Origin of the sequence: Streptomyces sp. NPDC047085 (assembly GCF_040643735.1) — a bacterium.
Taxonomy (GTDB): Bacteria; Actinomycetota; Actinomycetes; order Streptomycetales; family Streptomycetaceae; genus Streptomyces.
Genome location: NZ_JBEYUW010000004.1, coordinates 21,745 through 45,451, shown reverse-complemented (window position 1 = coordinate 45,451; position 23,707 = coordinate 21,745). Strand labels below are relative to the sequence as shown.

24 protein-coding genes and 1 pseudogene are annotated in these 23,707 nt (G+C 71.0%); 16 read left to right on the top strand and 9 right to left on the bottom strand.

Annotation, left to right across the window (positions count from 1 at the left end):
- Positions 1–148: 148 nt before the first annotated feature.
- Positions 149–355: a hypothetical protein gene (locus tag ABZ865_RS15715; RefSeq protein WP_361229879.1), complete on the top strand. Its 207-nt coding sequence runs from the start codon at positions 149–151 to the stop codon at positions 353–355.
- Positions 356–404: 49 nt separating this feature from the next.
- Here ABZ865_RS15715 and ABZ865_RS15710 read toward each other — a convergent pair whose 3' ends face one another.
- Complete coding sequence (locus ABZ865_RS15710) at positions 405–1,673, bottom strand: beta-eliminating lyase-related protein (RefSeq protein WP_361229876.1); 1,269 nt, start codon at positions 1,671–1,673, stop codon at positions 405–407.
- 184 nt (positions 1,674–1,857) lie between these two features.
- On the opposite strand from ABZ865_RS15710, the gene ABZ865_RS15705 reads away from it, so the two are divergent.
- The 10 genes from ABZ865_RS15705 to ABZ865_RS15660 all read left to right on the top strand — a co-directional run bounded on the left by ABZ865_RS15705 (position 1,858) and on the right by ABZ865_RS15660 (position 10,698).
- The gene (locus ABZ865_RS15705) at positions 1,858–2,805 is read left to right on the top strand and encodes a DUF2520 domain-containing protein (protein ID WP_361229873.1); all 948 of its coding nucleotides are present in this window, start codon (positions 1,858–1,860) and stop codon (positions 2,803–2,805) included.
- The gene (panC, locus tag ABZ865_RS15700; protein WP_361229870.1) at positions 2,802–3,803 is read left to right on the top strand and encodes a pantoate--beta-alanine ligase; all 1,002 of its coding nucleotides are present in this window, start codon (positions 2,802–2,804) and stop codon (positions 3,801–3,803) included. Before ABZ865_RS15705 ends, panC begins: the two co-directional genes overlap by 4 nt.
- Entirely contained in the window at positions 3,800–5,530 is a 1,731-nt protein-coding gene (locus ABZ865_RS15695) for an L-aspartate oxidase (RefSeq protein WP_361229867.1), read from the top strand. Before panC ends, ABZ865_RS15695 begins: the two co-directional genes overlap by 4 nt.
- A gap of 3 nt (positions 5,531–5,533) precedes the next feature.
- Positions 5,534–6,511 carry a carboxylating nicotinate-nucleotide diphosphorylase gene (nadC, locus tag ABZ865_RS15690; protein WP_361229864.1) on the top strand — a complete coding sequence of 326 codons (978 nt, stop codon included), beginning with the start codon at positions 5,534–5,536 and terminating at the stop codon, positions 6,509–6,511.
- Between the two features lie 5 nt (positions 6,512–6,516).
- On the top strand, positions 6,517–7,314 hold the full coding sequence (locus ABZ865_RS15685; RefSeq protein ID WP_361229862.1) for a type III pantothenate kinase: 798 nt from the start codon (positions 6,517–6,519) through the stop codon (positions 7,312–7,314).
- Positions 7,315–7,529: 215 nt separating this feature from the next.
- Entirely contained in the window at positions 7,530–8,204 is a 675-nt protein-coding gene (locus tag ABZ865_RS15680) for a hypothetical protein (protein WP_361231162.1), read from the top strand.
- 678 nt (positions 8,205–8,882) lie between these two features.
- Positions 8,883–9,059, top strand: a complete 177-nt coding sequence (locus tag ABZ865_RS15675) for a hypothetical protein (RefSeq protein WP_361229859.1) — start codon at positions 8,883–8,885, stop codon at positions 9,057–9,059.
- Between the two features lie 125 nt (positions 9,060–9,184).
- Positions 9,185–9,616 carry a BlaI/MecI/CopY family transcriptional regulator gene (locus ABZ865_RS15670; protein ID WP_361229855.1) on the top strand — a complete coding sequence of 144 codons (432 nt, stop codon included), beginning with the start codon at positions 9,185–9,187 and terminating at the stop codon, positions 9,614–9,616.
- 9 nt (positions 9,617–9,625) lie between these two features.
- A complete protein-coding gene (locus ABZ865_RS15665; RefSeq protein WP_100827546.1) occupies positions 9,626–10,159 on the top strand; it encodes an amino-acid N-acetyltransferase in 534 nt (177 codons plus the stop codon).
- Positions 10,160–10,362: 203 nt separating this feature from the next.
- Positions 10,363–10,698 (top strand): Lsr2 family protein, encoded by a 336-nt coding sequence (locus tag ABZ865_RS15660; RefSeq protein ID WP_361229850.1) that lies wholly within the window; start codon positions 10,363–10,365, stop codon positions 10,696–10,698.
- Here ABZ865_RS15660 and ABZ865_RS15655 read toward each other — a convergent pair.
- A complete protein-coding gene (locus tag ABZ865_RS15655; protein WP_361229847.1) occupies positions 10,677–11,360 on the bottom strand; it encodes an SCO3374 family protein in 684 nt (227 codons plus the stop codon). The two genes, ABZ865_RS15660 and ABZ865_RS15655, sit on opposite strands and share 22 nt — an antisense overlap.
- A gap of 430 nt (positions 11,361–11,790) precedes the next feature.
- Between ABZ865_RS15655 and ABZ865_RS15650 the strand changes: the two genes are divergently transcribed.
- The gene (locus ABZ865_RS15650) at positions 11,791–14,316 is read left to right on the top strand and encodes an ATP-dependent Clp protease ATP-binding subunit (protein WP_361229844.1); all 2,526 of its coding nucleotides are present in this window, start codon (positions 11,791–11,793) and stop codon (positions 14,314–14,316) included.
- An 81-nt stretch (positions 14,317–14,397) separates the two neighbouring features.
- Here ABZ865_RS15650 and ABZ865_RS15645 read toward each other — a convergent pair whose 3' ends face one another.
- The 3 genes and pseudogenes from ABZ865_RS15645 to ABZ865_RS15635 form a co-directional block, all read right to left on the bottom strand.
- Positions 14,398–15,174, bottom strand: coding sequence for a hypothetical protein (locus tag ABZ865_RS15645; protein ID WP_361231226.1), 777 nt, complete (start codon positions 15,172–15,174; stop codon positions 14,398–14,400).
- Between the two features lie 31 nt (positions 15,175–15,205).
- Positions 15,206–15,655: pseudogene (locus tag ABZ865_RS15640) on the bottom strand (ATP-binding protein); the annotation flags it as partial.
- A 68-nt stretch (positions 15,656–15,723) separates the two neighbouring features.
- Positions 15,724–16,362, bottom strand: a complete 639-nt coding sequence (locus ABZ865_RS15635) for an HAD family acid phosphatase (RefSeq protein ID WP_361229841.1) — start codon at positions 16,360–16,362, stop codon at positions 15,724–15,726.
- Positions 16,363–16,832: 470 nt separating this feature from the next.
- On the opposite strand from ABZ865_RS15635, the gene ABZ865_RS15630 reads away from it, so the two are divergent.
- Positions 16,833–17,384 carry a M23 family metallopeptidase gene (locus ABZ865_RS15630; protein ID WP_361229838.1) on the top strand — a complete coding sequence of 184 codons (552 nt, stop codon included), beginning with the start codon at positions 16,833–16,835 and terminating at the stop codon, positions 17,382–17,384.
- 67 nt (positions 17,385–17,451) lie between these two features.
- Here ABZ865_RS15630 and ABZ865_RS15625 read toward each other — a convergent pair whose 3' ends face one another.
- A complete protein-coding gene (locus ABZ865_RS15625) occupies positions 17,452–18,051 on the bottom strand; it encodes a TetR/AcrR family transcriptional regulator (RefSeq protein ID WP_361229835.1) in 600 nt (199 codons plus the stop codon).
- 121 nt (positions 18,052–18,172) lie between these two features.
- Between ABZ865_RS15625 and ABZ865_RS15620 the strand changes: the two genes are divergently transcribed.
- The 3 genes from ABZ865_RS15620 to ABZ865_RS15610 all read left to right on the top strand — a co-directional run bounded on the left by ABZ865_RS15620 (position 18,173) and on the right by ABZ865_RS15610 (position 20,944).
- Positions 18,173–19,801, top strand: a complete 1,629-nt coding sequence (locus ABZ865_RS15620; protein ID WP_361229832.1) for an MDR family MFS transporter — start codon at positions 18,173–18,175, stop codon at positions 19,799–19,801.
- Positions 19,802–19,947: 146 nt separating this feature from the next.
- Positions 19,948–20,442: a helix-turn-helix transcriptional regulator gene (locus ABZ865_RS15615; RefSeq protein ID WP_361229829.1), complete on the top strand. Its 495-nt coding sequence runs from the start codon at positions 19,948–19,950 to the stop codon at positions 20,440–20,442.
- Positions 20,443–20,497: 55 nt separating this feature from the next.
- Positions 20,498–20,944: a VOC family protein gene (locus ABZ865_RS15610; protein WP_361229826.1), complete on the top strand. Its 447-nt coding sequence runs from the start codon at positions 20,498–20,500 to the stop codon at positions 20,942–20,944.
- A gap of 16 nt (positions 20,945–20,960) precedes the next feature.
- Here the strand turns inward: ABZ865_RS15610 and cseC are convergent, their stop codons facing one another.
- From cseC to ABZ865_RS15595, 3 genes are all read right to left on the bottom strand, one after another.
- Positions 20,961–22,301 carry a two-component system sensor histidine kinase CseC gene (gene cseC / locus ABZ865_RS15605; RefSeq protein WP_361229824.1) on the bottom strand — a complete coding sequence of 447 codons (1,341 nt, stop codon included), beginning with the start codon at positions 22,299–22,301 and terminating at the stop codon, positions 20,961–20,963.
- Between the two features lie 13 nt (positions 22,302–22,314).
- Entirely contained in the window at positions 22,315–23,019 is a 705-nt protein-coding gene (gene cseB / locus ABZ865_RS15600; RefSeq protein ID WP_361229822.1) for a two-component system response regulator CseB, read from the bottom strand.
- 64 nt (positions 23,020–23,083) lie between these two features.
- Complete coding sequence (locus ABZ865_RS15595) at positions 23,084–23,680, bottom strand: hypothetical protein (RefSeq protein ID WP_361229819.1); 597 nt, start codon at positions 23,678–23,680, stop codon at positions 23,084–23,086.
- Positions 23,681–23,707 lie beyond the last annotated feature (27 nt).

The following is a 23,707-nucleotide window of genomic DNA, read 5'->3' as shown; positions in this document are numbered from 1 at the left end:
CCCGGCCACTGACAGCGCCCGCGCCGATTGACGACAGCCGTCAATCCACGCGACATCCGCCCCGGCCGGGAGCAGGCTGAGGGCACCGGGGCAGCCGCGGAGCCCGATCAGTCAGTGATCAGTCCACGTCCCGAGAAGGCGATCCGCCATGAGCATCACCGAGCAGTACCTCCTCGACGTCTACCGTGCCCGCCTGCACGGCGAGCCCGAGCCGCCCGCGCCGGGCCGCCACGACCTCGACGTGCTGCGCGAACTGCGCGACTACCGGCGCTTCCGCGCGGTCGTCGCCGAACGCCCGGCCCGGGGCCGGCTCCGCCACGCCCTGAGCCGCCTGCTGCGGCCCCGCGCGCTGTGAGCCGTACGGACACCCCCCGGCGGGCACCCGGCCCCGAAACCCGCGCCTGCTACTCCTTGCCGGGCAGCCGGCTCACGAAGTCCATGACGGCGGCGCGGACGTCGGCCGCCGTCCACTCCAGGCCCGCGGAGCGCACGGTGACCTCGGTGACGGCAAGGCCCGGCCCGCCGCGGTCCCAGCCGTTCGCGAAGAGCATCACCGAGGTCTCCTCGGCCTGGCGCACGGCCGCCTCCGCCACCACCTCGGGGTCGTACGGCAGCCAGACCTGGAACTCGTGGGTGTGCGGCGTCTCCGGGTGCACACGGGCCCAGGGCAGCCCGGCCTCCGCGAACCCCTCGCGCAGCGCGGCGGCCACCACGCGCGCGTGCCGCACGTAGTCCGGCAGCCGGGGCAGCTCCCGCTCCAGCCCGGCGAGCGCGGACAGCGCGGTCGGGAACTGCTGGAAGACCATCCCGCCGTACCGGTGCCGCCAGGTCTTCGCCTCCTCGACCAGGGTCTTCGGACCGGCGAGCGCGGCGCCGCCGAAGCCGCCGAGGGACTTGTAGAACGACACGTAGACGCTGTCCGCGAGGCTCGCGATCTCGTCCACAGGACGGTCGAAGTGGACGGTCGCCTCCCACAGGCGGGCCCCGTCGAAGTGGACCACCGCGTCGCGCGCCCGTGCCGCCTCGACGACCTCCGTCAGCTCCTCCCAGGTGGGCAGCACGAAACCGGCGTCCCTGAGGGGCAGCTCCAGCATCAGCGCCCCGAACGGCTCGTCGAGGTCGCGTACCTCGGCGGCGGTGGGCAGCCGGGGCTCGCTCGTCACGGTCACCGGGCGCAACCCGCTGACCTGGCTGAACGCATGCCGTTCGTGCACCTCGGGGTGGGCCAGCGCGTGCAGCGCGACGGTGGGGTTGCCGGTGCGGCCCGCCCAGCAGCGCAGGGCGATCTGCTGGGCCATCGTGCCGGTCGGGAAGAACGCGGCCGCCTCGGTGCCGAGCAGCGCGGCGACCCGTTCCTCCAGGGCCGTCACGACCCCGTCGCCGTAGATGTCGGCCTGCTCGTCCAGGTCGTACACCTGCGGTGCCTCGTCCCGCAGCTGCGCGAGCCGCTCGCCGATCGTGCCTCCCCAGCCCGCGCGCGACAGGTTGCGTCGCGCCGACCGCTGCGCGGCCCTGCGCCGCTCCCGTATCCGCTCCTGCGCCGACCGGTCCTCGCCGGGTTCGGCCGGCCGCTTCTCGCCCGGTTCCTCGGACCGCTCCGCGCCCCGCTCTCCCAGCGGCTGCTCGCCCTCGTCCGCCACCCGCTCTTCGCCCTGCCCAGCCGTATCCGTCATGCCCGGATCATGCCGTGCGCGACGCCGCCGGGGCAGCGGATTTTCGCTGCCGTAGCCCCCTCCCCGGCGCGTGGCGAAACCCACAGCCTGTGGACGACCGGCCGCCCCCGGACCGGGATAGCGTTAACATGACGAGAAATCGTCCGGTACCCAGAGCGGACTGGAACGGGAAGGCCGCCGTCGCGTGAGTACAGTCCACCAGTCAGATATCCAGGACCGCCCCGCGCGGCTCACTGTCGGCGTCGTCGGCGCCGGACGCGTGGGCCCCGCGCTGGCCGCGTCCCTCCAGCTCGCCGGACACCGTCCGGTGGCCGTCTCCGGTGTCTCCGACGCCTCCCGTAGGCGTGCCGAGACGATGCTCCCCGACGTCCCGCTGGTGCCGCCCGCCGAGGTCCTGGAGCGTGCCGACCTCGTCCTGCTGACCGTCCCCGACGACGCCCTGCCCGGCCTGGTCGCCGGCCTCGCCGAGACCGGCGCGGTACGGCCCGGCCAGCTGCTCGTGCACACCTCCGGCCGGTACGGCACCGCCGTGCTCGACCCCGCCCTGCGCGCGGGCGCGCTGCCGCTCGCGCTGCACCCCGCGATGACCTTCACGGGCACCCCCGTGGACGTCCAGCGCCTGGCCGGCTGCTCCTTCGGCGTGACCGCGCCCGAGGAGCTGAGGCTGGCCGCCGAGGCGCTGGTCATCGAGATGGGCGGCGAGCCCGAGTGGATCAGCGAGCAGAACCGCCCGCTCTACCACGCGGCCCTCGCGCTCGGCGCCAACCACCTGGTCACCCTGGTCGCGCAGTCCATGGAGCTGCTGCGCGCGGCCGGGGTCGAGGCTCCCGACCGGATGCTCGGCCCGCTGCTCGGCGCCGCCCTCGACAACGCCCTGCGTTCCGGCGACGCCGCCCTCACCGGGCCCGTCGCGCGCGGGGACGCCGGCACGGTCGCCGCGCACGTCACCGAGCTGCGCAAGCACGCCCCGGGGACCGTCGCGGGCTATCTGGCGATGGCCCGCGCCACCGCCGACCGCGCCCTCGCCCACGGCCTGCTGAAGCCGGAGCTGGCCGAGGACCTGCTCGGCGTCCTCGCCGAGGGGCACGACGTGACCGACGGTAGGAACGGCACCGAGGGGAACGCCCGATGACCACCACCCTGCTGAGCACCGCCGACGAGCTGCACGCGCGCGTGCGCCACGGCCGCCGTGCCGTCGTGATGACCATGGGCGCGCTGCACGAGGGCCACGCCACGCTGATCCGCACCGCGCGCGAGATCGCGGGACCGGACGGCGAGGTCGTCGTCACCGTCTTCGTCAACCCGCTCCAGTTCGGCGCCGGCGAGGACCTGGAGCGCTACCCGCGCACCCTGGACGCCGATCTGAAGCTCGCCGACCAGGCGGGCGCCGACGCCGTGTTCGCGCCCTCCGTGGACGAGGTCTACCCGGGCGGCGAACCCCAGGTGCGCATCAGCGCGGGCCCCATGGGCGAGCGCCTGGAAGGTGCCTCGCGGCCCGGCCACTTCGACGGGATGCTCACCGTCGTCGCCAAGCTGCTGCACCTCACCCGGCCCGACGTGGCCCTGTTCGGGCAGAAGGACGCCCAGCAGCTGGCGCTGATCCGGCGCATGGTGCGCGACCTGAACTTCGGCATCGAGATCCTCGCCGTCCCGACCGTGCGCGAGGCGGACGGGCTGGCCCTCTCCAGCCGCAACCGCTACCTCTCCCCGCAGGAGCGCCGCACCGCCCTCGCCCTGTCCCGCGCCCTGTTCGCGGGGCGCGACCGGCACGCCGCGCAGGAGGCCCTGCGCGCGCGGGCGCTCGAAGTGCCCTCCACGCACGCGCGTGCCGAGGCGCTCAGCGCCCTGGGAGAATCCCGCGCCGCCGCCGACGCGCACGCCGTGGCCACGGCCGTGCCCGGCGCCGCGGCCGCCGTCCGCGCGGTCGCCCGCCAGGTCCTGGACGAGGCCGCCCGCCTCGACCCGCCGCTGCGCCTGGACTACCTGGCCCTGGTCGACCCGTCCGACTTCACCGAGATCGGTGACGACTTCACCGGCGAGGCCGTCCTCGCGGTGGCCGCCCGGGTCGGCACGACCCGGCTGATCGACAACCTGCCCCTCACCTTCGGAACCCTCGGAGCCGCCTCGTGACCAGCACAGGCATACGACTGCACGCGCCCGCACCCGGGTGGTCCATCTCCGCGGACGTGGTCGTCGTCGGCTCCGGAGTGGCCGGCCTGACCGCCGCCCTTCGCTGCGAGGCCGCCGGCCTGACGACGGTCGTCGTCACCAAGGCCCGCCTCGACGACGGCTCCACCCGCTGGGCCCAGGGCGGCATCGCGGCCGCCCTCGGGGAGGGTGACACGCCCGAGCAGCACCTGGCGGACACCCTGGTGGCGGGCGCGGACCTGTGCGACGAGGACGCCGTACGGATCCTCGTCACCGAGGGCCCCGACGCCGTGCGCCGGCTCATCGAGACCGGTGCGGAGTTCGACACCGACGAAGAGGGCGACATCCAGCTCACCCGCGAGGGCGGCCACCACCGGCGCCGGATCGCGCACGCGGGCGGCGACGCCACCGGCGCGGAGGTCTCCCGGGCGCTCGTGGAGGCCGTACACGCGCGCGGGGTGCGCACGATCGAGAACGCGCTCGTGCTGGACCTGCTGACCGACGCCGAGGGCCGCACGGCCGGTGTCACCCTGCACGTGATGGGCGAGGGCCAGCACGACGGCGTGGGCGCCGTGCACGCCCCCGCGGTCGTCCTCGCGACCGGCGGCATGGGCCAGGTGTTCTCCGCGACCACCAACCCGTCCGTGTCGACCGGTGACGGCGTGGCGCTGGCACTGCGCGCGGGCGCCGAGGTCTCCGACCTGGAGTTCGTGCAGTTCCACCCGACCGTGCTCTTCCTCGGCCCCGACGCCGAGGGCCAGCAGCCGCTGGTCTCCGAGGCGGTGCGCGGCGAGGGCGCCCACCTGGTCGACGGCGACGGCGTGCGCTTCATGGTCGGGCAGCACGAGCTGGCCGAGCTGGCGCCCCGGGACATCGTCGCCAAGGGCATCCTGCGGCGGATGCTGGAGCAGGACGCCGAGCACATGTACCTCGACGCCCGGCACTTCGGCGCCGACATGTGGGAGCACCGTTTCCCGACCATCCTGGCCGCCTGCCGCGCCCACGGCATCGACCCGGTCACCGAGCCCATCCCGATCGCCCCGGCCGCCCACTACGCCTCCGGGGGCGTGCGCACCGACGCGTGGGGCCGGACGACCGTGCCCGGCCTGTACGCGTGCGGCGAGGTCGCCTGCACGGGCGTGCACGGCGCCAACCGGCTCGCCTCCAACTCCCTCCTCGAAGGCCTCGTGTACGCCGAGCGCATCGCCGCCGACATCGCCGCGGCCCACGCGGACAGCGGCCTGCACGCGCGCGTGCCCGAACCGGTCCCCGACCCCGAGAGGCCCGCGCACCCGCTGCTCGCCCCCGAGGACCGCTTCGCCATCCAGCGGATCATGACCGAGGGCGCGGGCGTACTGCGCTCGGAGGACTCCCTGGCGAAGGCCGCCGAGCAGCTGCAGCGGCTGCACAGCGACGCCCGCGACGCCCTCCACGAGAACGGCAAGACCGCCGAGCCCGGCGTCGACACCTGGGAGGCCACCAACCTCCTGTGCGTGGCCCGGGTCCTGGTCGCCGCCGCCCGGCTGCGCGAGGAGACCCGCGGCTGCCACTGGCGCGAGGACCGCGCCGAGCGCGACGACGAGGGGTGGCGGCGCCACATCGTGGTACGGATCAATCCCGACCGGTCCCTGGCCGTCCACACCACGGACACCGCAGACTTCCCCCCGACCCGGCCCACCCGGCACCACCCCCGCCCCCAGGAGCAGTGAACTGTGAGCACCGACGACCTTCCCCTCGCCCCGACCGGCGGCTGCGGTGACGGCTGCGCCTGCGGCGCCGAGGGTGACGAGGAGTACCTGGAGTGCGGGCTCGACCCCGCGCTCGCCGCACTGCTGGCGGAGGCCGGCCTCGACCCCGTCGAGGTCGAGGACATCGCCAACGTCGCCATCCAGGAGGACCTGGCCGGCGGTGTGGACGTGACGACCGTCGCCACCATCCCCGAGGACGCGGTGGCCACCGGCGACTTCACCGCCCGTGAGGCGGGCGTGGCGGCCGGCCTCCGGGTCGCCGAGGCCGTGCTCTCCGTGGTCTGCACGGACGAGTTCGAGGTCGAGCGGCACGTGGAGGACGGCGACCGCGTGGAGCCCGGGCAGAAGCTGCTGTCGGTCACCACGCGCACGCGTGACCTGCTCACCGCCGAGCGCAGCGCCCTCAACATCCTGTGCCGCCTGTCCGGCATCGCGACCGCCACGCGCGCGTGGGCGGACGCCCTGGAGGGCAGCCGCAGCCGGGTCCGCGACACCCGCAAGACCACCCCGGGCCTCAGGTCCCTGGAGAAGTTCGCGGTCCGCTGCGGCGGTGGCGTCAACCACCGCATGTCGCTGTCCGACGCGGCCCTGGTCAAGGACAACCACGTGATCGCCGCCGGCGGTGTGGCGCAGGCCTTCAAGGCCGTCCGGGAGGCCTTCCCGGAGCTGCCGATCGAGGTCGAGGTCGACACCCTGCACCAGCTGCGCGAGGTCGTGGACGCGGGCGCCGACCTGATCCTGCTGGACAACTTCACGCCCGGCGAGTGCGAGGAGGCCGTCGCGATCGTGGGCGGGCGCGCCCTGCTGGAGGCCTCCGGCCGGCTCACGCTCGACAACGCGCGCGCGTACGCCGAGACCGGCGTGGACTTCCTGGCCGTCGGCGCACTCACCCACTCCTCGCCGATCCTGGACATCGGCCTGGACCTGCGCGAGGCGGAGTAACGGCGATGCTGCTCACGATCGACGTCGGCAACACGCACACCGTTCTCGGCCTGTTCGACGGCGAGGACATCGTCGAGCACTGGCGCATCTCCACGGACGCGCGCCGCACGGCGGACGAGATGGCGGTGCTGCTCCAGGGCCTGATGGGCATGCACCCGCTGCTCGGCGAGGAGCTGGGCGACGGCATCGACGGCATCGCGATCTGCGCGACCGTGCCGTCCGTGCTGCACGAGCTGCGCGAGGTCACCCGGCGCTACTACGGCGACGTGCCCGCGGTGCTGGTCGAGCCGGGCGTGAAGACCGGCGTGCCGATCCTCACCGACAACCCCAAGGAGGTCGGCGCGGACCGGATCATCAACGCGGTCGCGGCCGTGGAGCTGTACGGCGGCCCGGCGATCGTCGTCGACTTCGGCACGGCCACGACGTTCGACGCGGTCTCCGCGCGCGGGGAGTACGTCGGCGGCGTCATCGCGCCCGGTATCGAGATCTCCGTGGAGGCGCTCGGCGTCAAGGGCGCGCAGCTGCGGAAGATCGAGGTGGCCCGGCCGCGCAGCGTGATCGGCAAGAACACCGTGGAGGCCATGCAGGCGGGCATCGTGTACGGGTTCGCCGGGCAGGTCGACGGCGTGGTGAGCCGGATGGCCCGGGAGCTGGCCGACGACCCGGACGACGTCACGGTGATCGCCACGGGCGGCCTGGCGCCGATGGTGCTGGGGGAGTCCTCGGTGATCGACGAGCACCAGCCCTGGCTGACGCTCATCGGGCTGCGCCTGGTGTACGAGCGGAACGTGTCCCGCATGTGACGCATGTGACGCAAGTGGCGCATGTGGCGCATGTGGCGCATGTGAGGAGACCGGCGCCCCTGAAGGCGCCGGTCTTCTTTTCGCCCTGGTCACGGGTGGCCCCAGTCGGGGGAACCCGGGAGCGACACGCGGCGACATAACGCCCCGATCCGTCACTTTTGTCCGATTAGCGGTAGCGTCGCCGCATGCCCACGCCATACGGATCCCGCGGCGGCATGGCGTTCGGCACGGAGGAGCTGCGTGTGCTCCGCCGCGCCCTCGCCCTCGCCCTTCACCCCGGCCACGCGTCCACCGAGGACGTGCAGGACTGCTACCACCTCGCCGAGTCGCTCGACGAGGCGATGCGGGAAGGGGTCAGACTGCGCGCCTTCCTGGTGGCCGATCTCGGCCGGTACCGCGCCGCCCTGCCGGGCACCGCCGCCGGGTACCTCGCGCTCCTGGAGGAGGCGCTGGGCGCCGGGCACCGGCCGGCCCCGGACGACCTCGCCGCCCTCCGCGCGCTGCGCGGCAACCCCGCGGCCGCCGCCCTGCTCGACCGCTGCCAGGTCCTCGCCGAGCAGGACGTACGGGCCCGCTTCGTCCAGGGCGCGCGCACGGTCCCGCCTCCCGCCGTACCGGCCTGCCGAAGCCGCCTGACGGCCCTTCCGGGCGGCGCCGACGAGTTTTGGGGCATGGCGGCCGAGGGCGGCGAGAAACCCGCCCAGAAGCCCGCTCAGAAGCCCGCTCAGAAGCCCGGACGGACCCCGCCGGAGCGCCCCACCGAGCGCCCGGCCACCGAACCGGCGACCCCGAAGCGGCCCATCCCCACCCCGGGCGAAGTCTTCCCGCGCCGCAAGCCGCCGACGGCACCGGCCGACCCGCCGCGGCCCCAGCAGCTCGCCGCCGGCTGAACCGGAGGCGGGCTCGCCCCCGCCTCCCCCGCTCGCCGCACCTCCCCCACTCGCCCCGCCTGCCGGCCCGCCCGCCGCGCTCCCCGGCTCGCCCCGCCCTGTGGCCTGCTCGTCCAGCCCCGGCCCCGGCTCGCCTCGCTCCGTCCGCCGAGCCGTTGCCCTCCGTCTCCCTCTCGCTGGCCTCGCTCGCTGGCCCGCTCGCTCGCCGGCCGAGCCGCTGCCCTCCGCCTCCCCCCGCCAGCCCCGCTCGCCCACCCCCGGTCCGCTCACCCCGCTCACCCCGCTCACCCCGCTCGCCCCAGCCGCCCGCCCCCGCCTGCCGGCTCGTCCGCCGCGCTTCCCGGCTCGCCCCGCCCTGTGGCCTGCTCGTCCAGCCCCGGTCCCGGCCCCGCTCGCTCCGCCCGCCGAGCCGCTGCCCTCCGCCTCCCCTCCCGCTGGCCCCGCTCGCCCACCCCCGGTCCGCTCGCCCCCGGTCCGCTCACCCCGCTCGCCCCCGCCCGCCGCGCCTCCCCCGCTCGCCCCGCCCTGTGGCCTGCTCGCCCGCTCTCGGTCCGCCCGCCCCGCTCGCCCGCCCGCATCCTGGCCCATTCGCTCCACTGGCCCATTCGCCCCACCCCGCCGATCCTTATCCGCCCACCCCGCCCCTTTCGCCCCGGCCCGCGTGGCTACTCTGGAGCCATGGACTACGTCTCCGCGCTCGTGCCCCCGGTCGTCATGGCCGTGTTCTTCATCGGTGTGGTCAGGGTGATCGTGAAGACCCAGGGCGGGGCCGCCAAGGCCAAGGAGGACGCGGCCGTCGACGCCGCGCTCGCCCGCATGGAGGGCGCCGGCAAGTCCTCCACCGGCGACGCCTGAGCCCTCGGCGTACGACTCCCCGCACCATCGGTGCTTTCGAGTCGTGCGCCCTTTTTGTTCGCTTTTGCTGACAAAGTGCACGTCCGGCACGCCATTGACCGGTTCTCCCACTATTGTTCTGAGTTGTGCCTCGCCCATTGGGAGAACTCGAAGACGCCGTCATGACGCGGGTGTGGAAGTGGAACCGCCCGGTGACCGTTCGAGAAGTCCTGGAAGACCTGCAGCAGGAACGGTCCATCGCGTACACCACCGTGATGACCGTTTTGGACAATCTCCACCAGAAGGGCTGGGTGCGGCGCGAGGCGGAAGGGCGCGCCTATCGATATGAGGCCGTCTCGACCCGTGCCGCGTACGCCGCCGCCCTGATGAACGACGCGTGGTCGCAGAGCGACAACGCGGCGGCGGCTCTCGTCGCCTTCTTCGGGATGATGAGCGACGAACAGCGCCAGGCCCTCCGGGACGCGGTGCGCATCGTCCAGGGACCGGAAACACTGCAGGCCCCACAAGCCCCGCAAGAGGAGAACCCCGGCTCGGCAGGGGACGCCGACGAGCGATAGCGTCCGCTCATGTCAGCAGAGCGTCCCGAAGCCACCGCAAAAGCCATCACCGTCCGGCGGGCCCGGACCAGCGATGTCCCCGCCGTGCGCCGCCTCCTCGACGACTACACCCATGACCGCATCCTGCTCGACAAAGCCACGGTCACGCTTTACGAGGACATCCAGGAGTTCTGGGTCGCGGAACGCGACGACAACGCCGAGGTGGTCGGCTGCGGCGCGCTGCACGTGATGTGGGAAGACCTCGCGGAAGTCCGCACTCTCGCGGTGAAGCGGGGCCTCAAGGGCGCCGGAGTCGGGCATCAGTTGCTGGAGAAGTTGCTGCAGACCGCGCGCTGGCTCGGCGTTCGCCGTGTTTTCTGCCTGACCTTCGAAGTCGACTTCTTCGGGAAGCACGGCTTCGTGGAGATCGGCGAGACGCCGGTCGACACCGATGTGTACGCGGAGCTGTTGCGTTCCTATGACGAGGGCGTCGCGGAGTTCCTCGGTCTCGAACGAGTGAAACCGAACACCTTGGGCAACAGCCGGATGCTTCTGCATCTGTGATCGTCATTGCCCCGGTTCCCTATGTCCGAAACGCGCATGTTTCCGGGCCGGGGCGGGTCCCTGGGTCTCTCCCAGGGGTTTGTGTTTTTCCGGCAAAAGCGGTTTGCTTTCCGACGTACTGCAGTACTGCATATAACAGGGGCGGCGAAACGGCGGACGCCGCACACCCCCTGACCCTCACGTTATCGATGAAAGGAAATCCGGTGGCACAGAAGGTTCAGGTCCTTCTTGTCGACGACCTCGACGGCGGCGAGGCCGACGAGACCGTGACGTTCGCGCTGGACGGCAAGACCTACGAGATCGATCTCACGACCGCCAATGCGGACACGCTGCGCGGCCTTCTCGAGCCCTATGTGAAGGGCGGTCGTCGCACCGGAGGCCGTGCCTCGGGTGGACGTGGAAAGGCGCGCGCCGCTTCCGGCGGCAGCCAGGACACCGCGGCGATCCGCGCCTGGGCGAAGGAGAACGGTTACGAGGTCAACGACCGCGGCCGTGTTCCCGCGTCCATCCGCGAGGCCTACGAGAAGGCCAACGGCTGATTTCGCCGGCAGGCGGGCGGCCTGGCGCAAAGGCGCCGAAGCCGGACCCGGTGGCACTGCGCTGCCACCGTGTCCACCAGTCGTACGAGATCGGGGGCGCCCCCCACACCCCCCATGGCCGGCAGTGCCGGCAGCGAAGCCTCCAGCTCGCACCCCGGCCCGGGGGGCCGCAGCCATACGGCGGCCCCCTGCGTGGAACCGGCACACTCCCCGGCGTACTCCCCGGCGGCCGAAGCCGCCGCCGCGCGGTCGCGCACCGGCGAAGGAGTCCCGCCGCGGGATCGCTCGGGCGGAGCCGGCGCCTCCATCAGGCCGCCGGCGCCCAGCGCCCGCAGGTCAAGGGCCAGCGGCCCCCACTCCAGCCAGTCCAGCAGCTCCGGCAGCTCCTCCGCGCTGCCCGCGGCCACCAGTAGCCGCATCCGCTCGCCCCGCAGGGCCACCGGAGAACCCGGTACGAGATGTCGGAGCGCGACCGCGCCCGCCTCGGCCGGCACGTCCAGGACGTCGAACCGCACCCCCGTGACCAGCCGTAGCGGCCGGCCGGGCACCGTGACCCACCCCAGATCGTTCTCGTACCAGTGCCGGGCCCCGGCATCGGGGCCGGGGTCCGGGGGGCGACGGGGAAAGGGGACCGTGGAGGTCGCGGGGACCGAGCCAGCCATGCCACGTGCAACCGCCGAAACACACCGGGGGTTACGCTGGGTGTTCTGATGATTGCGCAGAGTGCCCAGGAGGGGGGCGCGTGAGGCCCTGGGGAGGCGCATGGTTGTTCGCCCATAGCGGAGTGAACCGGGGCGCGCGGCATGGAGTGTCAGTCCCCGCGGGTAAGAGATGCCTAGTGGGAGGGGGCGACGCGCAGGTCCGGTCGTCTCACGTTCGCCATCGGCGTACTGGCGAGTGGGGTAACTGCCTGGCCTGCGGGAACATCGTCTCGCACCATCGGGTTGGAGCAGATGTCGGCGTTCGGGGTCAGGAGGCCAAGGACGGTGTCGGCAGTTGGAATGAGCGGTCCCCGCTTGCGGGACTAAGCTGCGGAAGGACAGGGAGGGGAAGTTCCCCCCACTGCCTGACCGCTCTGAGGAGCGATTAACGATGTTCGAGAGGTTCACCGACCGCGCGCGGCGGGTTGTCGTCCTGGCTCAGGAAGAAGCCCGGATGCTCAACCACAACTACATCGGCACCGAGCACATCCTCCTGGGTCTCATCCACGAGGGTGAAGGTGTCGCCGCTAAGGCCCTGGAGAGCCTCGGCATTTCGCTCGAGGCGGTCCGCCAGCAGGTGGAGGAGATCATCGGTCAGGGCCAGCAGGCCCCGTCCGGGCACATCCCCTTCACCCCCCGTGCCAAGAAGGTCCTGGAGCTGTCGCTCCGTGAGGCTCTTCAGCTGGGCCACAACTACATCGGCACGGAGCACATCCTGCTCGGCCTGATCCGTGAGGGCGAGGGCGTCGCCGCCCAGGTCCTGGTCAAGCTGGGCGCAGACCTCAACCGTGTCCGCCAGCAGGTCATCCAGCTGCTGTCGGGCTACCAGGGCAAGGAGACCGCCGCAGCGGGCGGCCCGGCCGAGGGCACGCCCTCGACCTCTCTCGTCCTGGACCAGTTCGGCCGGAACCTCACCCAGGCCGCTCGTGAGTCCAAGCTCGACCCGGTCATCGGGCGCGAGAAGGAGATCGAGCGGGTCATGCAGGTGCTGTCCCGCCGTACCAAGAACAACCCGGTCCTGATCGGTGAGCCCGGCGTCGGTAAGACCGCCGTCGTCGAGGGTCTCGCCCAGGCCATCGTCAAGGGCGAGGTGCCCGAGACCCTCAAGGACAAGCACCTCTACACCCTGGACCTCGGCGCGCTGGTCGCCGGTTCCCGCTACCGCGGTGACTTCGAGGAGCGCCTGAAGAAGGTGCTCAAGGAGATCCGCACCCGCGGCGACATCATCCTGTTCATCGACGAGCTGCACACGCTGGTCGGTGCGGGTGCCGCCGAGGGCGCCATCGACGCCGCTTCGATCCTGAAGCCGATGTTGGCCCGCGGTGAGCTGCAGACCATCGGTGCCACCACGCTGGACGAGTACCGCAAGCACCTGGAGAAGGACGCGGCCCTGGAGCGCCGCTTCCAGCCCATCCAGGTCGCCGAGCCGTCCCTGCCGCACACGATCGAGATCCTCAAGGGCCTGCGCGACCGCTACGAGGCGCACCACCGCGTCTCCATCACGGACGAGGCCCTGGTCCAGGCCGCCACCCTGGCCGACCGCTACATCTCGGACCGCTTCCTGCCGGACAAGGCGATCGACCTGATCGACGAGGCCGGTTCCCGGATGCGCATCCGCCGGATGACCGCGCCGCCGGACCTCCGCGAGTTCGACGAGAAGATCGCCGGCGTCCGCCGGGACAAGGAGTCCGCGATCGACTCGCAGGACTTCGAGAAGGCCGCCTCCCTGCGCGACAAGGAGAAGCAGCTCCTCGCCGCCAAGGCCAAGCGGGAGAAGGAGTGGAAGGCCGGCGACATGGACGTCGTCGCCGAGGTCGACGGCGAGCTGATCGCCGAGGTCCTCGCGACCGCCACCGGCATCCCGGTCTTCAAGCTGACCGAGGAGGAGTCCAGCCGCCTGCTCCGCATGGAGGAGGAGCTGCACAAGCGGGTCATCGGCCAGGACGACGCCGTCAAGGCGCTGTCGAAGGCGATCCGCCGTACGCGCGCCGGTCTGAAGGACCCGAAGCGTCCGGGTGGTTCGTTCATCTTCGCCGGCCCCTCCGGTGTCGGTAAGACCGAGCTGTCCAAGGCGCTCGCCGAGTTCCTCTTCGGTGACGAGGACGCGCTGATCTCCCTCGACATGTCGGAGTTCAGCGAGAAGCACACGGTCTCCCGTCTCTTCGGTTCGCCCCCCGGCTACGTGGGCTACGAGGAGGGCGGTCAGCTGACGGAGAAGGTGCGCCGCAAGCCGTTCTCGGTCGTCCTCTTCGACGAGGTCGAGAAGGCCCACCCGGACATCTTCAACTCGCTGCTGCAGATCCTGGAGGACGGTCGCCTGACCGACTCCCAGGGCCGGGTCGTGGACTTCAAGAACACGGTCATCATCATGACGACCAACCTCGGCACCCGGGACATCTCCAAGGGCTTCAACCTCGGCTTCGCCGCCGCGGGTGACACGAAGACCAACTACGAGCGCATGAAGAACAAGGTCCAGGACGAGCTCAAGCAGCACTTCCGGCCCGAGTTCCTCAACCGCGTCGACGACGTGGTGGTCTTCCCGCAGCTGACGCAGGCGGACATCCTGCGGATCGTCGACCTGATGATCAGCAAGGTGGACGAGCGCCTGAGGGACCGGGACATGGGCATCGAGCTCTCCCAGTCCGCCAAGGAGCTGCTGTCCAAGAAGGGTTACGACCCCGTCCTGGGCGCCCGGCCGCTGCGCCGCACGATCCAGCGCGAGGTCGAGGACACGCTCTCGGAGAAGATCCTCTTCGGCGAGCTGCGCCCCGGTCACATCGTGGTCGTGGACACCGAGGGCGAGGGCGAGTCCCAGACCTTCACCTTCCGCGGTGAGGAGAAGTCGGCCCTGCCGGACGTCCCGCCGATCGAGCAGGCCGCCGGCGGCGCGGGTCCGAACCTGAGCAAGGACGCGTAAGCCTCACCGCTGTTCGGCCGAGTTGAAAGGGGCCGGTGCCTTTTGGGCACCGGCCCCTTTCGGTGTCTTCAGGCGTCCCGCTCAGAAGGCGAAGGGCCGGGAGCGTGGAGTCAGCACTTCAACGCCCGGGAAATCCGATGCGTACGCGGTTTTGTCCAGGGTCACGGCGAGGGGCGTGAGCAGCCGGACGGTGCGCACGTTCGGGCACAGCCGGGCCAGCGGGGCCAGATCCTCGGTGCCCTGGATGTCGAACACCCACAGGCTTTCGACGCCGGGCAGCTCAGGCGCTCCGGGGCAGCAGGCCGCCGCACGCGCGGGAACGCCGAGGCGGGTGAGTGCCGGGAGCGCGCTGAGCAGACCGCCCGCCGAGAGAACCCCCGCGTCCAGGCTCAGGTGGGTCAGTGGGGCGGCGTGGGGCAGATCCCGCAGACCGCCGGGCAGCTCACTGCTCACCGTCAGGTATCGCAGGGTGCTGAGACGGTCGAGGCCGGAGATCCGGCCGACACCGTGCAGGTACAACTCGTCCAGACCCAGATCCGCCAGGGGAGACAGGTCACCCACCTCCGGACACATCATCAGGCCCACGCGGTCGAGCGAGCGGAGAGCGGCGAGCGGTCGCAGGTCGTGGAGCAGCGGGTTCTCCGCCAGGCCGATCTTCTGTACGCCCTCCGGCAGGATGTGCATGATGTCCTGCAGGTCGTGTGTCCCCTCGATCGACAGCCGAGGCCGGTGCCCGAGCCGGGGCAGGGCGCACAGCGCCTCGGGCGAGGAGACGCTGATGAAGAAGTCCTGGGAGTCCATGTGGGCCAGCACCTCGTCGGCGTACACGCCCTGGTCGAAGCGATCCCAGGCCCGCATCAGGTTGATCCGTACGCGATATGAGGGATGCCCATTCCAGGATCTGGGCGCAGGCCCACTCGGTGGCTCCGTCCAGGAACAGGTCGGCGTCGCTGGACAGTCCGTCGGCCTTCGGAGCCTCCTGCTTCAGCCGTCGGGCCAGCGCACGGTCACCGAGCTGTACGGCCTGGACGTCGTCCATGTCGAGGTCGCCGAGGGCGAGCAGCCTGCGGGTCAGTGCCACGGCGACAGCTGTCCCCTCTTCTCGGGGAAAGGGGGGCTCACCCGGTGAATCCAGCGCGGTGCCGACCAATTGCGTGGCGAGGGCGCGCATCTCCTTCTCGCCCAGGCTGCGTTTCTCGCCCCGGAAGGACACGAGTTCCTTCAGTCGCACGGGCTTCGCGACCAGACCGGCTCCGGGACCGTCCGCTGGGAACAGCTTCTTCAGCAGCGAGACGATCAGTCCGGACGCCAGTTTGCCGCCGATTGCTGCGGGCTCCATCCGCCACCCCCGTGGTCGTGCAACGGCAGAGGTACGGATGGAGCCTAGCCTGGTGACTCAGGCGCGGGTCAGGACAACTGCCCGTTGTAGTCCGGGAGTTTGAACGTCTTGTCGGCGTGGCCGCCCGAGAGGTCGGTGGCGCTGTTGCCGATGTTCGCGATGATCGTGTAGCCCTGGTTCTCGATGTCGACGCGCTGGGCGGTCTTGTAGGCGGCGACGTCCTTGAAGAGGTCGAAGAAGCCGCGGACGTAGAGGCCGGAGACGTCGTAGCCGTCGTGCTCGAGGTTGTACTCGGTGGGCCAGTAGATGATGCCCGGGCGCGCGGTGACGAAGAAGAGCTTGACGCCGTGCTGCTGGGCGTACTGGGCGACGTTCAGGACGGGCTTGTTGGCCGGCTGCGGGTAGGCGAAGCCGAAGTCGGTCTCCAGCGTGGTGTTGTCGATGTCGAAGACGATCGCCTGCTGCTCGCCCGGCTTGGCGTGGTCGATGCGGTCCTTGAGGTACGGCAGGGCCTGGTCCATGACCGCCTGGCAGTCCTTCTGCCAGGTGGCGTAGTCGACCTTGCCGGTGGTGGCGGTGGCGGTCGTGCTGCCGGCGGCGGCCGGGGCGGCGGAATCACTCGCCTCGGCGGGGGCGGCGAGCGCGGCGAGCGCGGCCACGGAGACGGCGGTGACGGATATCCGGCGCGCCCAGGGGCGTCTGGTCATCGGTGGGGGTCCTCTCACGTCCGTACGCTGCACGGCCTGAAGGGTGAACTGTCAGGGGCATGATCTTTGGTGAGGGTGGCGCGAGGGGAACCGTAGGGTTACCGGACGGTAGGTGCATAGAGGCGTGCGTCACATTTCCCTGCCCGACGGCTTATGGAGCCGGTGACATGGCGCACACCGAAATGTCCGGTACTAACCGGGATAGTGGGAGTCCAAATGTGAATAAAAGGGACATTCCATGCGGAGCTCGGAGGGAAAGACCGACGTCAGGGGGTTGGTGTCCGGACTGAGAGATGTGTCAAGAAGTGGGTGGTTTTGAGAGGTTCTACGGCACAAGGTCGTAGATAGGGGGTATTGAGCCTGGTTGAGGCGGCGGGTTACCAATGAATGGCCCACCCGCCGAGCGGTCAGACAACGGTCCGACATTCGTGCGCCGGGTGGCTCTCTGTCTCCGACAACACGAGGTCTAGATGTTCCAGCGCTTCACGTCCCGTTCCTCCCGTACGTCCTCGCTGCGCAACCGCGTGGCCGTCCTGGCCGCCGGAGTCGGCGCCACGGCCGTGCTGGGTACCGGGATAGCGAGCGCCGCGACCCCCTCCGCGGCCTCCTGGGTCGACCCGGTGAAGAAGTACACCCTGTCGGCCAGCTTCATGCAGGACGGCAGCCACTGGGCCCACAAGCACAGCGGTCAGGACTTCGCCGTGCCGACCGGCACCGAGGTTCTCGCCGCGCACGGTGGCACCGTCGTCAAGGCCGGCCCCAACGGTGCCGGTGACGGCCCCGCTTACGGCAACGCCATCGTCATCCAGCACGGCAACGGCACCTACTCGCAGTACGCGCACCTGTCCCGGATCGACGTCAAGGTCGGTCAGGTCGTGAAGACCGGTCAGCACATCGCCCTCTCGGGCAGCACCGGCAACTCCACCGGTCCGCACCTGCACTTCGAGATCCGGACGACCCCGAACTACGGCTCCGCGGTCGACCCGGTCGCCTTCCTGCGCGCTCACGGCGTGACCGTCTGAGCGAGCCCTCCGGGCTGATTCGGGCCTTCGGGCCCCGGGCTTTCGGGCCTTCGGGCCCGGCTAGGCCCTAGTCCTCGCGGTGGGCGCCCTGGTGTGCCTGCGTGACGAGATCCACGGCGACCTCGAGAACAGCCTCGCGCTTCTTCTCGGGGTCGCCTTCCAGGTCCTGCATCACGAACATCCCGGCGTGCAGCGTGAACAGCGCGCTGACGCTGCGGACCTGGTCGACGAGTTCGGCACCGGGGTCGATGATGATGTCCCTGAGGCCGCGCATGCGGTCCTTGAAGGTGTCGCCGATGCGCAGTTCCCGCACCGTCGCCTGGTTCTCCTGCATGAACCGGAACAGCGGTTCCGCGCCGGCCAGGGCCAGGCTGTAGCGCCGTACGATCTCCTGCTTGGTCTCCAGGGTGTGCGGCTGGCTCCTGCCCCACTCGATGAGGTCCTCGATCGGTTTCGTCAGGTCCTCGAAGAGGCTGACGATGATCTCTTCCTTCGTCTTGAAGTGGTAGTACAGAGCCGCCTTCGTGACGTCGAGACGCTCGGCGATCTCGCGCAGGGAGGTCTTCTCGTAGCCCTGCTCGGCGAAGAGTTCGAGCGCCACGTCCTGAATGCGCTGGCGGGTGTTGCCGCGGCGCTGCTGCTTGGTGCCGTCCATGGTGACGCCCATCCTCGTACTCCTCGCGCTCCGCGGAAACTTACTTGACGCCCGGCTAGTTACGGGGCTACCTTCCCCAGTGTAATGAACTAGCCGGGCGGCAAGTAAGTAGGCGCTCAGGGGGAGTGGAGAGATGGCGGACACACAGATGGCCGAGACCGGCCGGACGGAACCCGAGCAGCCGGAGAAGGCGAATCCGGAGCAGCCCGAGAAGCCGGCGAAGCAGCCGAGGAGCGTGCGGGTCGTCCTGCTCGCGCTCATGATCGCGATGATGCTCGCGATGCTCGACAACATGATCGTGGGCACCGCGATGCCGACGATCGTGGGCGAGCTGGGCGGTCTGGAACACCTGTCCTGGGTGGTGACCGGATACACCCTCGCCACCGCGGCCTCGACCCCGATCTGGGGCAAGCTCGGCGACATGTTCGGGCGCAAGGGTGCCTTCCTCAGCTCGATCGTGATCTTCCTGATCGGCTCCGCGCTGAGCGGCATGGCCCAGGACATGGGCCAGCTCATCGGCTTCCGGGCCGTGCAGGGTCTCGGCGCCGGCGGTCTGATGGTCGGCGTCATGGCGATCATCGGCGACCTCATCCCGCCCCGCGAGCGCGGCAAGTACCAGGGCATGATGGCCGGCGTCATGGCGCTTGCGATGATCGGCGGCCCGCTGGTCGGCGGCACCATCACCGACAACTGGGGCTGGCGCTGGGCCTTCTACATCAACCTGCCGCTCGGCGTCGTGGCGCTCGCGCTGGTCACCGCGGTGCTGCACCTGCCGAAGAAGCGGGCCAAGGCCGGCATCGACTACCTCGGCGTCGCGCTGCTCACCCTCGGCATCACCTCGATCGTGCTGGTCACCACCTGGGGCGGCACCGAGTACGCCTGGACGTCCGCGCGGATCATGGAGCTGATCGGCATCGGCGTGGCCGCGCTGATCGGGTTCGTGTTCTGGCAGACCAGGGCCGCCGAGCCGGTCGTGCCGCTGCACATCTTCAAGAGCCGCAACTTCACCCTGATGTCGATCATCGGCTTCATCACCGGCTTCGTGATGTTCGGCGCCACGCTCTTCCTGCCGCTGTACCAGCAGGCCGTGCAGGGCGCCTCCGCGACCAACTCGGGTCTGCTGCTCCTGCCGATGCTCGGCGCGATGCTGGTGACCTCGATGGTCGCCGGGCGGGTCACCACCAACAGCGGCCGCTACAAGGTCTTCCCGATCGTCGGCGGCGCGCTGATGATCGTCGGGCTGTACCTGCTGTCGACGATGGACACGGACACGACCCGGCTGACGTCCGGCATCTACATGGCCGTGGTCGGCGCCGGCATGGGCTGCCTGATGCAGATCACCATGCTGGTCGCCCAGAACAGCGTGCAGATGAAGGACATGGGCGTGGCGTCCTCGTCCACCACCCTGTTCCGCACGCTCGGCTCCTCCTTCGGTGTGGCCATCATGGGCGCGCTGTTCAACCACCGGGTGCAGGACGTCATGGCCGAGCGGGCCGGCGCGCTGGGCAAGGGCATCACCGAGAAGTCGGCGCAGCTGGACGCGGCGAGCCTCGCGAAGCTGCCGGCGCAGGCGCGGGAGGCGTACCAGTACGCGGTGTCCTCCGGCACGCACTCGGCGTTCCTGCTGGGCGCGGCGATCGCGGTGCTGGTGCTGATCGCCTCGCTGTTCGTCAAGGAGGTGCCGCTGAAGGGCGGGCCCCAGAAGCCGGCAGCCGCGGACGGCGCCGCCGACGCGCCCCCGGCTGCGCTGGCCGAGATCTGATCCGACGAGGTACGGCCTGATCCCCAGAGGAACGGTCTGATCCGTAGCTGAGCCGAAGGCCCCCGGCAGGTGTCCGCCCCGGGGGCCTTCTTCATGCGTTCTGCCAGGTCAGGGGCATTGTCAGTGCCCCGTGCCTCCATCGGGGCATGGACAAGACGCGCCAGTTGCGCCTGGCCAAGGACGCCATGGATCGCGACTGGGCCGATCCGGGGCTCGACCTGGCCGCGGTGGCCGCGCACGCCGGCTACTCGCGGTTCCACTTCGTGCGCGCCTTCAAGGAGACATACGGCGAGACACCCGGCCAGTACCTCACGCACCGCCGGATAGAGCGGGCGGAGGACCTGCTGCGTACGGCCAACCTGTCGGTGACGGAGATCTGCCACCTGGTCGGCTTCAGCAGCCTGGGCACGTTCTCGACCCGGTTCAAGGCGTGGACCGGGCTGACCCCCAGCGAGTACCGGGCGAAGCACGTGGGGCGCGGGGCGGCGCTCATACCCGGGTGCTACGCCATGCTGTGGGCGGGCGGGTTCAGAAGCGGGCCGGGCGGTGCACAGCGCGATCCCGGAGAGCGTGAATCCAGTGAGCGCGAATCCAGTGAGCCCGAATCCGGAGAGCGCAATTCCGGAGAAGCGGAGCGCTGACGCGGCTGCCTACGGTGACAGGGCAAGCACAGATCACCGCGAAATGGAGCGCGCCATGATCAAGGGTCTGAAGATCTCGACCATCTGGGTACTGGACCAGGACCGTGCCAAGGAGTTCTACACCGAGAAGCTGGGCCTCGAGGTCCGTACGGACATGACGATGGGCGAGGGAGGCATGCGCTGGATCACCGTGGGCGCCGAGAGCCAGCCCGACGTCGAGTTCACGCTGATGGTGCCGGGCCCGCCCGCCATGGACCCCGAGTCCGCCGAGATGGTGAAGAAGCTGGTGGCCAAGGGGGCGCTCGGCGCCGGGGTGCTGACCACCGACGACATCCACGGGGACTACAAGCGGCTCAAGGACCGCGGTGTGGAGTTCCTTCAGGAGCCGCAGGAGCGTCCGTACGGCACGGAGGCGCTGTTCCGCGACGACTCGGGGAACTGGTTCTCGTTCACCCAGCCGCGCGAGGGCGGGCTCGACATGGACAAGGACTGGGCCTGCTGAGCGGAGGACGCGGGGGTCACTGCGGCAGCATCGGGTAGCTGCCCGTATTGGTGGGGGCGTGTTCCGGGAGCCAGAGGACGGCCACCGCGCCCTCCGCCGGCACTTCGGGCGGTGCGCCGGCCGGGCGCACGTTGCGGAAGGTCAGGCGGGCGCCGAGCACGCGGGCCTGGCCCGCGGCGATGGTCAGGCCGAGCCCGTGGCCCTTCCCGGCGCGGTCCTTGCTGCCGGTGCGGAAGCGGCTCGGTCCCTCGGCGAGGAGTTCCTCGGGGAAACCGGGGCCGTGGTCGCGCACGCGGATGACCCGGCCCTCGACGGTCACCTCGATCGGCGGCCTGCCGTGCCGGGCGGCGTTGGCGAGCAGGTTGAACAGCACCCGCTCCAGGCGGCGCGGGTCGGTGGTGACCTCCGACTCGTGCACCACCCGTACGACGATGTCCGGGTCCTTCACGGCCACGCGCCGGGCCACGAACTCGCCCAGCATGATGTCCTGCAGCTCGGCCCGCTCGGAGGCGCCGTCGAGGCGGGCCACCTCCAGGACGTCCTCGACGAGGGTGCGCATCGCCTTCGCCCGGTCCAGGACCAGTTCGGTGGGGCGGCCGGGCGGCAGGAGTTCGGCGGCGGTGAGCAGGCCGGTCACCGGGGTGCGCAGCTCGTGCGCGATGTCGGCGGTGACCCGCCGCTCGGCCTCCAGGCGCTGGCGCAGCGCGTCCGCCATGGCGTCCACCGCGCGCGCGAGATCGTCGGTCTCGTCCCGTACGACCCCGCCGATGGCCTTCCGCACCCGGACCTCGGTCTCGCCCTTGGCGACCTGGTTCGCGGCGGCGGCCGCCTTGCGCAGCCGCCGCGACAGCTGCCCGCCGATCAGCACGCCGAGCGCGCTGCCGCCGAGTACGACCGCGACGGAGCCGATGACCAGCGCCTGGTCGAGGTCCTTCATCACATCGGTGGACCGGTCCGGCATGGCGCTGTGCAGGGACAGGACGTGCCCGTCCTTGGTCGGCACGGCCGCCCAGATCTCCGGCGCGCCTCCGCTGACCGTGACGTCGCTGGCCCTGCGGCCCCCCTCGAGCTTGTCGCGCAGCGCGTCCGGCAGTTCGGGGTCGTCGAGCTTGATGTTGGGGAAGTTCGGCCGCCGGTTCAGTTCGTAGTTGCGCTGCGCGATCTGGACGCGCTGATTCGCCAGGTCGCGCGCGTTGTCCAGCATCGAGACGCGGGCCGCGCTGTGCACGACCAGGCTGAGCGCGATCGCGACCAGCCCGGCAACCAGCGCGATCGCCGCGCTGAGCTTCCATCTGAGCCCGGTGTGCAGGCCCGCCCGCTCCATGCGCCGGACCGGGTGCCGAAGAATCCCCCGCATGCCGCCGCCCCGCTCAGGCCTTCAGCTTGTAGCCGAAGCCGCGGACCGTCTCGATCCGGTCCTGGCCGATCTTCTGGCGCAGCCGCTGCACATGGACGTCGACGACCCGGGTGTCCCCGCCCCAGCCGTAGTCCCACACGCGCTCCAGCAGCTTGTCGCGGGAGAGCACGGTGCCCGGCGCGGAGGAGAACTCCAGCAGCAGCCGCATCTCGGTCGGGGTCAGCGCCACCGGCTGCCCGGCCCGGCGCACCTCCATGCCCTCGGTGTCGATCTCCAGCTCGCCGAAGGTCAGCACCCCGCCGGTCATCGCGCCGGCGTCGGCGTCCGTCCGCGCGTCCCGGCCGGCGTGCCCGAAGCGGCGCAGCACGGCGCGGATCCGGGCGACCAGGACGGCGCCGTCGAACGGCTTGGTCACGTAGTCGTCGGCGCCCGCCTCCAGGCCGAGGACGACGTCGATGGAGTCGGCCCGCGCCGACAGCATGATCACCGGCACCGTCGACTCGTCCCGGATGCGGCGGCACAGGCTGACCCCGTCCAGACCCGGGACCATGACGTCCAGCAGCGCGATGTCGGGACGGTTCGCCCGGAACGACTCCAGGCCCGACAGCCCGTCGGGCATGGCGGTGACCGCGAAGCCGTCCCGCTCCAGGGCGAGTTGGGTGGCCTCACGGATGACATCGTCGTCCTCGACGAACAGGACGTGGATCTGGTCTGCCATCCCTGTGCTCTCAGTCCTCATGGGGTGTGGGGGGTCAGTTGTCCGGCGGTCAGGTGTCCGGCGGTCAGTTGTCCGGCGCGGGCGCCGCGTTGCCGCCGGCCTTGCTGTAGTCGGTCTCGTGCTTGTTGATCTGGGCGAACCGGCCCGCCCTCCAGGTGTACGTGATCACGGTCTCCCTGGACGGGTTCGAGACCGTATCGTCCGTGTCGTACACCTGCTTGGTCACGGTCAGGTCGGCGCCGTCGATCTCCGCGTAGACCGGCGACTCCTCCGCCGTGAACACGTTCTTGTACGTGCCGCCGACGTCCCGGTACACGTACGTGCCGATGCCCACCCAGTCGCCGCAGGTCATCACGTTGACGACGACGTCGTTGACGGGTCCGCCGGTCAGATCGCCGTAGGAGACGTCGACCGGGTAGTCGTCGCCGCCGCACGGCTTCAGCTCCCGCTTGATCGTCCCCGAGACCTGCGCGTCCCCCCTCAGCAGCGCGATCGCGTCCACGCGCCGGTAGGTCTCGGAGGGGCTCGCCGACGGCGAGGTGACGGCGCCGGCCATCGCCGAGGCGTGGGCCGGGCCCTCGTCCCGGGCACCCGTGCCGCCGCTGCCGCACGAGGCGACGAAAAGGGCGAGGGCGGCGACCGAGGCCACAGCCGCGATCACCGCCAGAGAACTCCCTCGGGCCTCGCT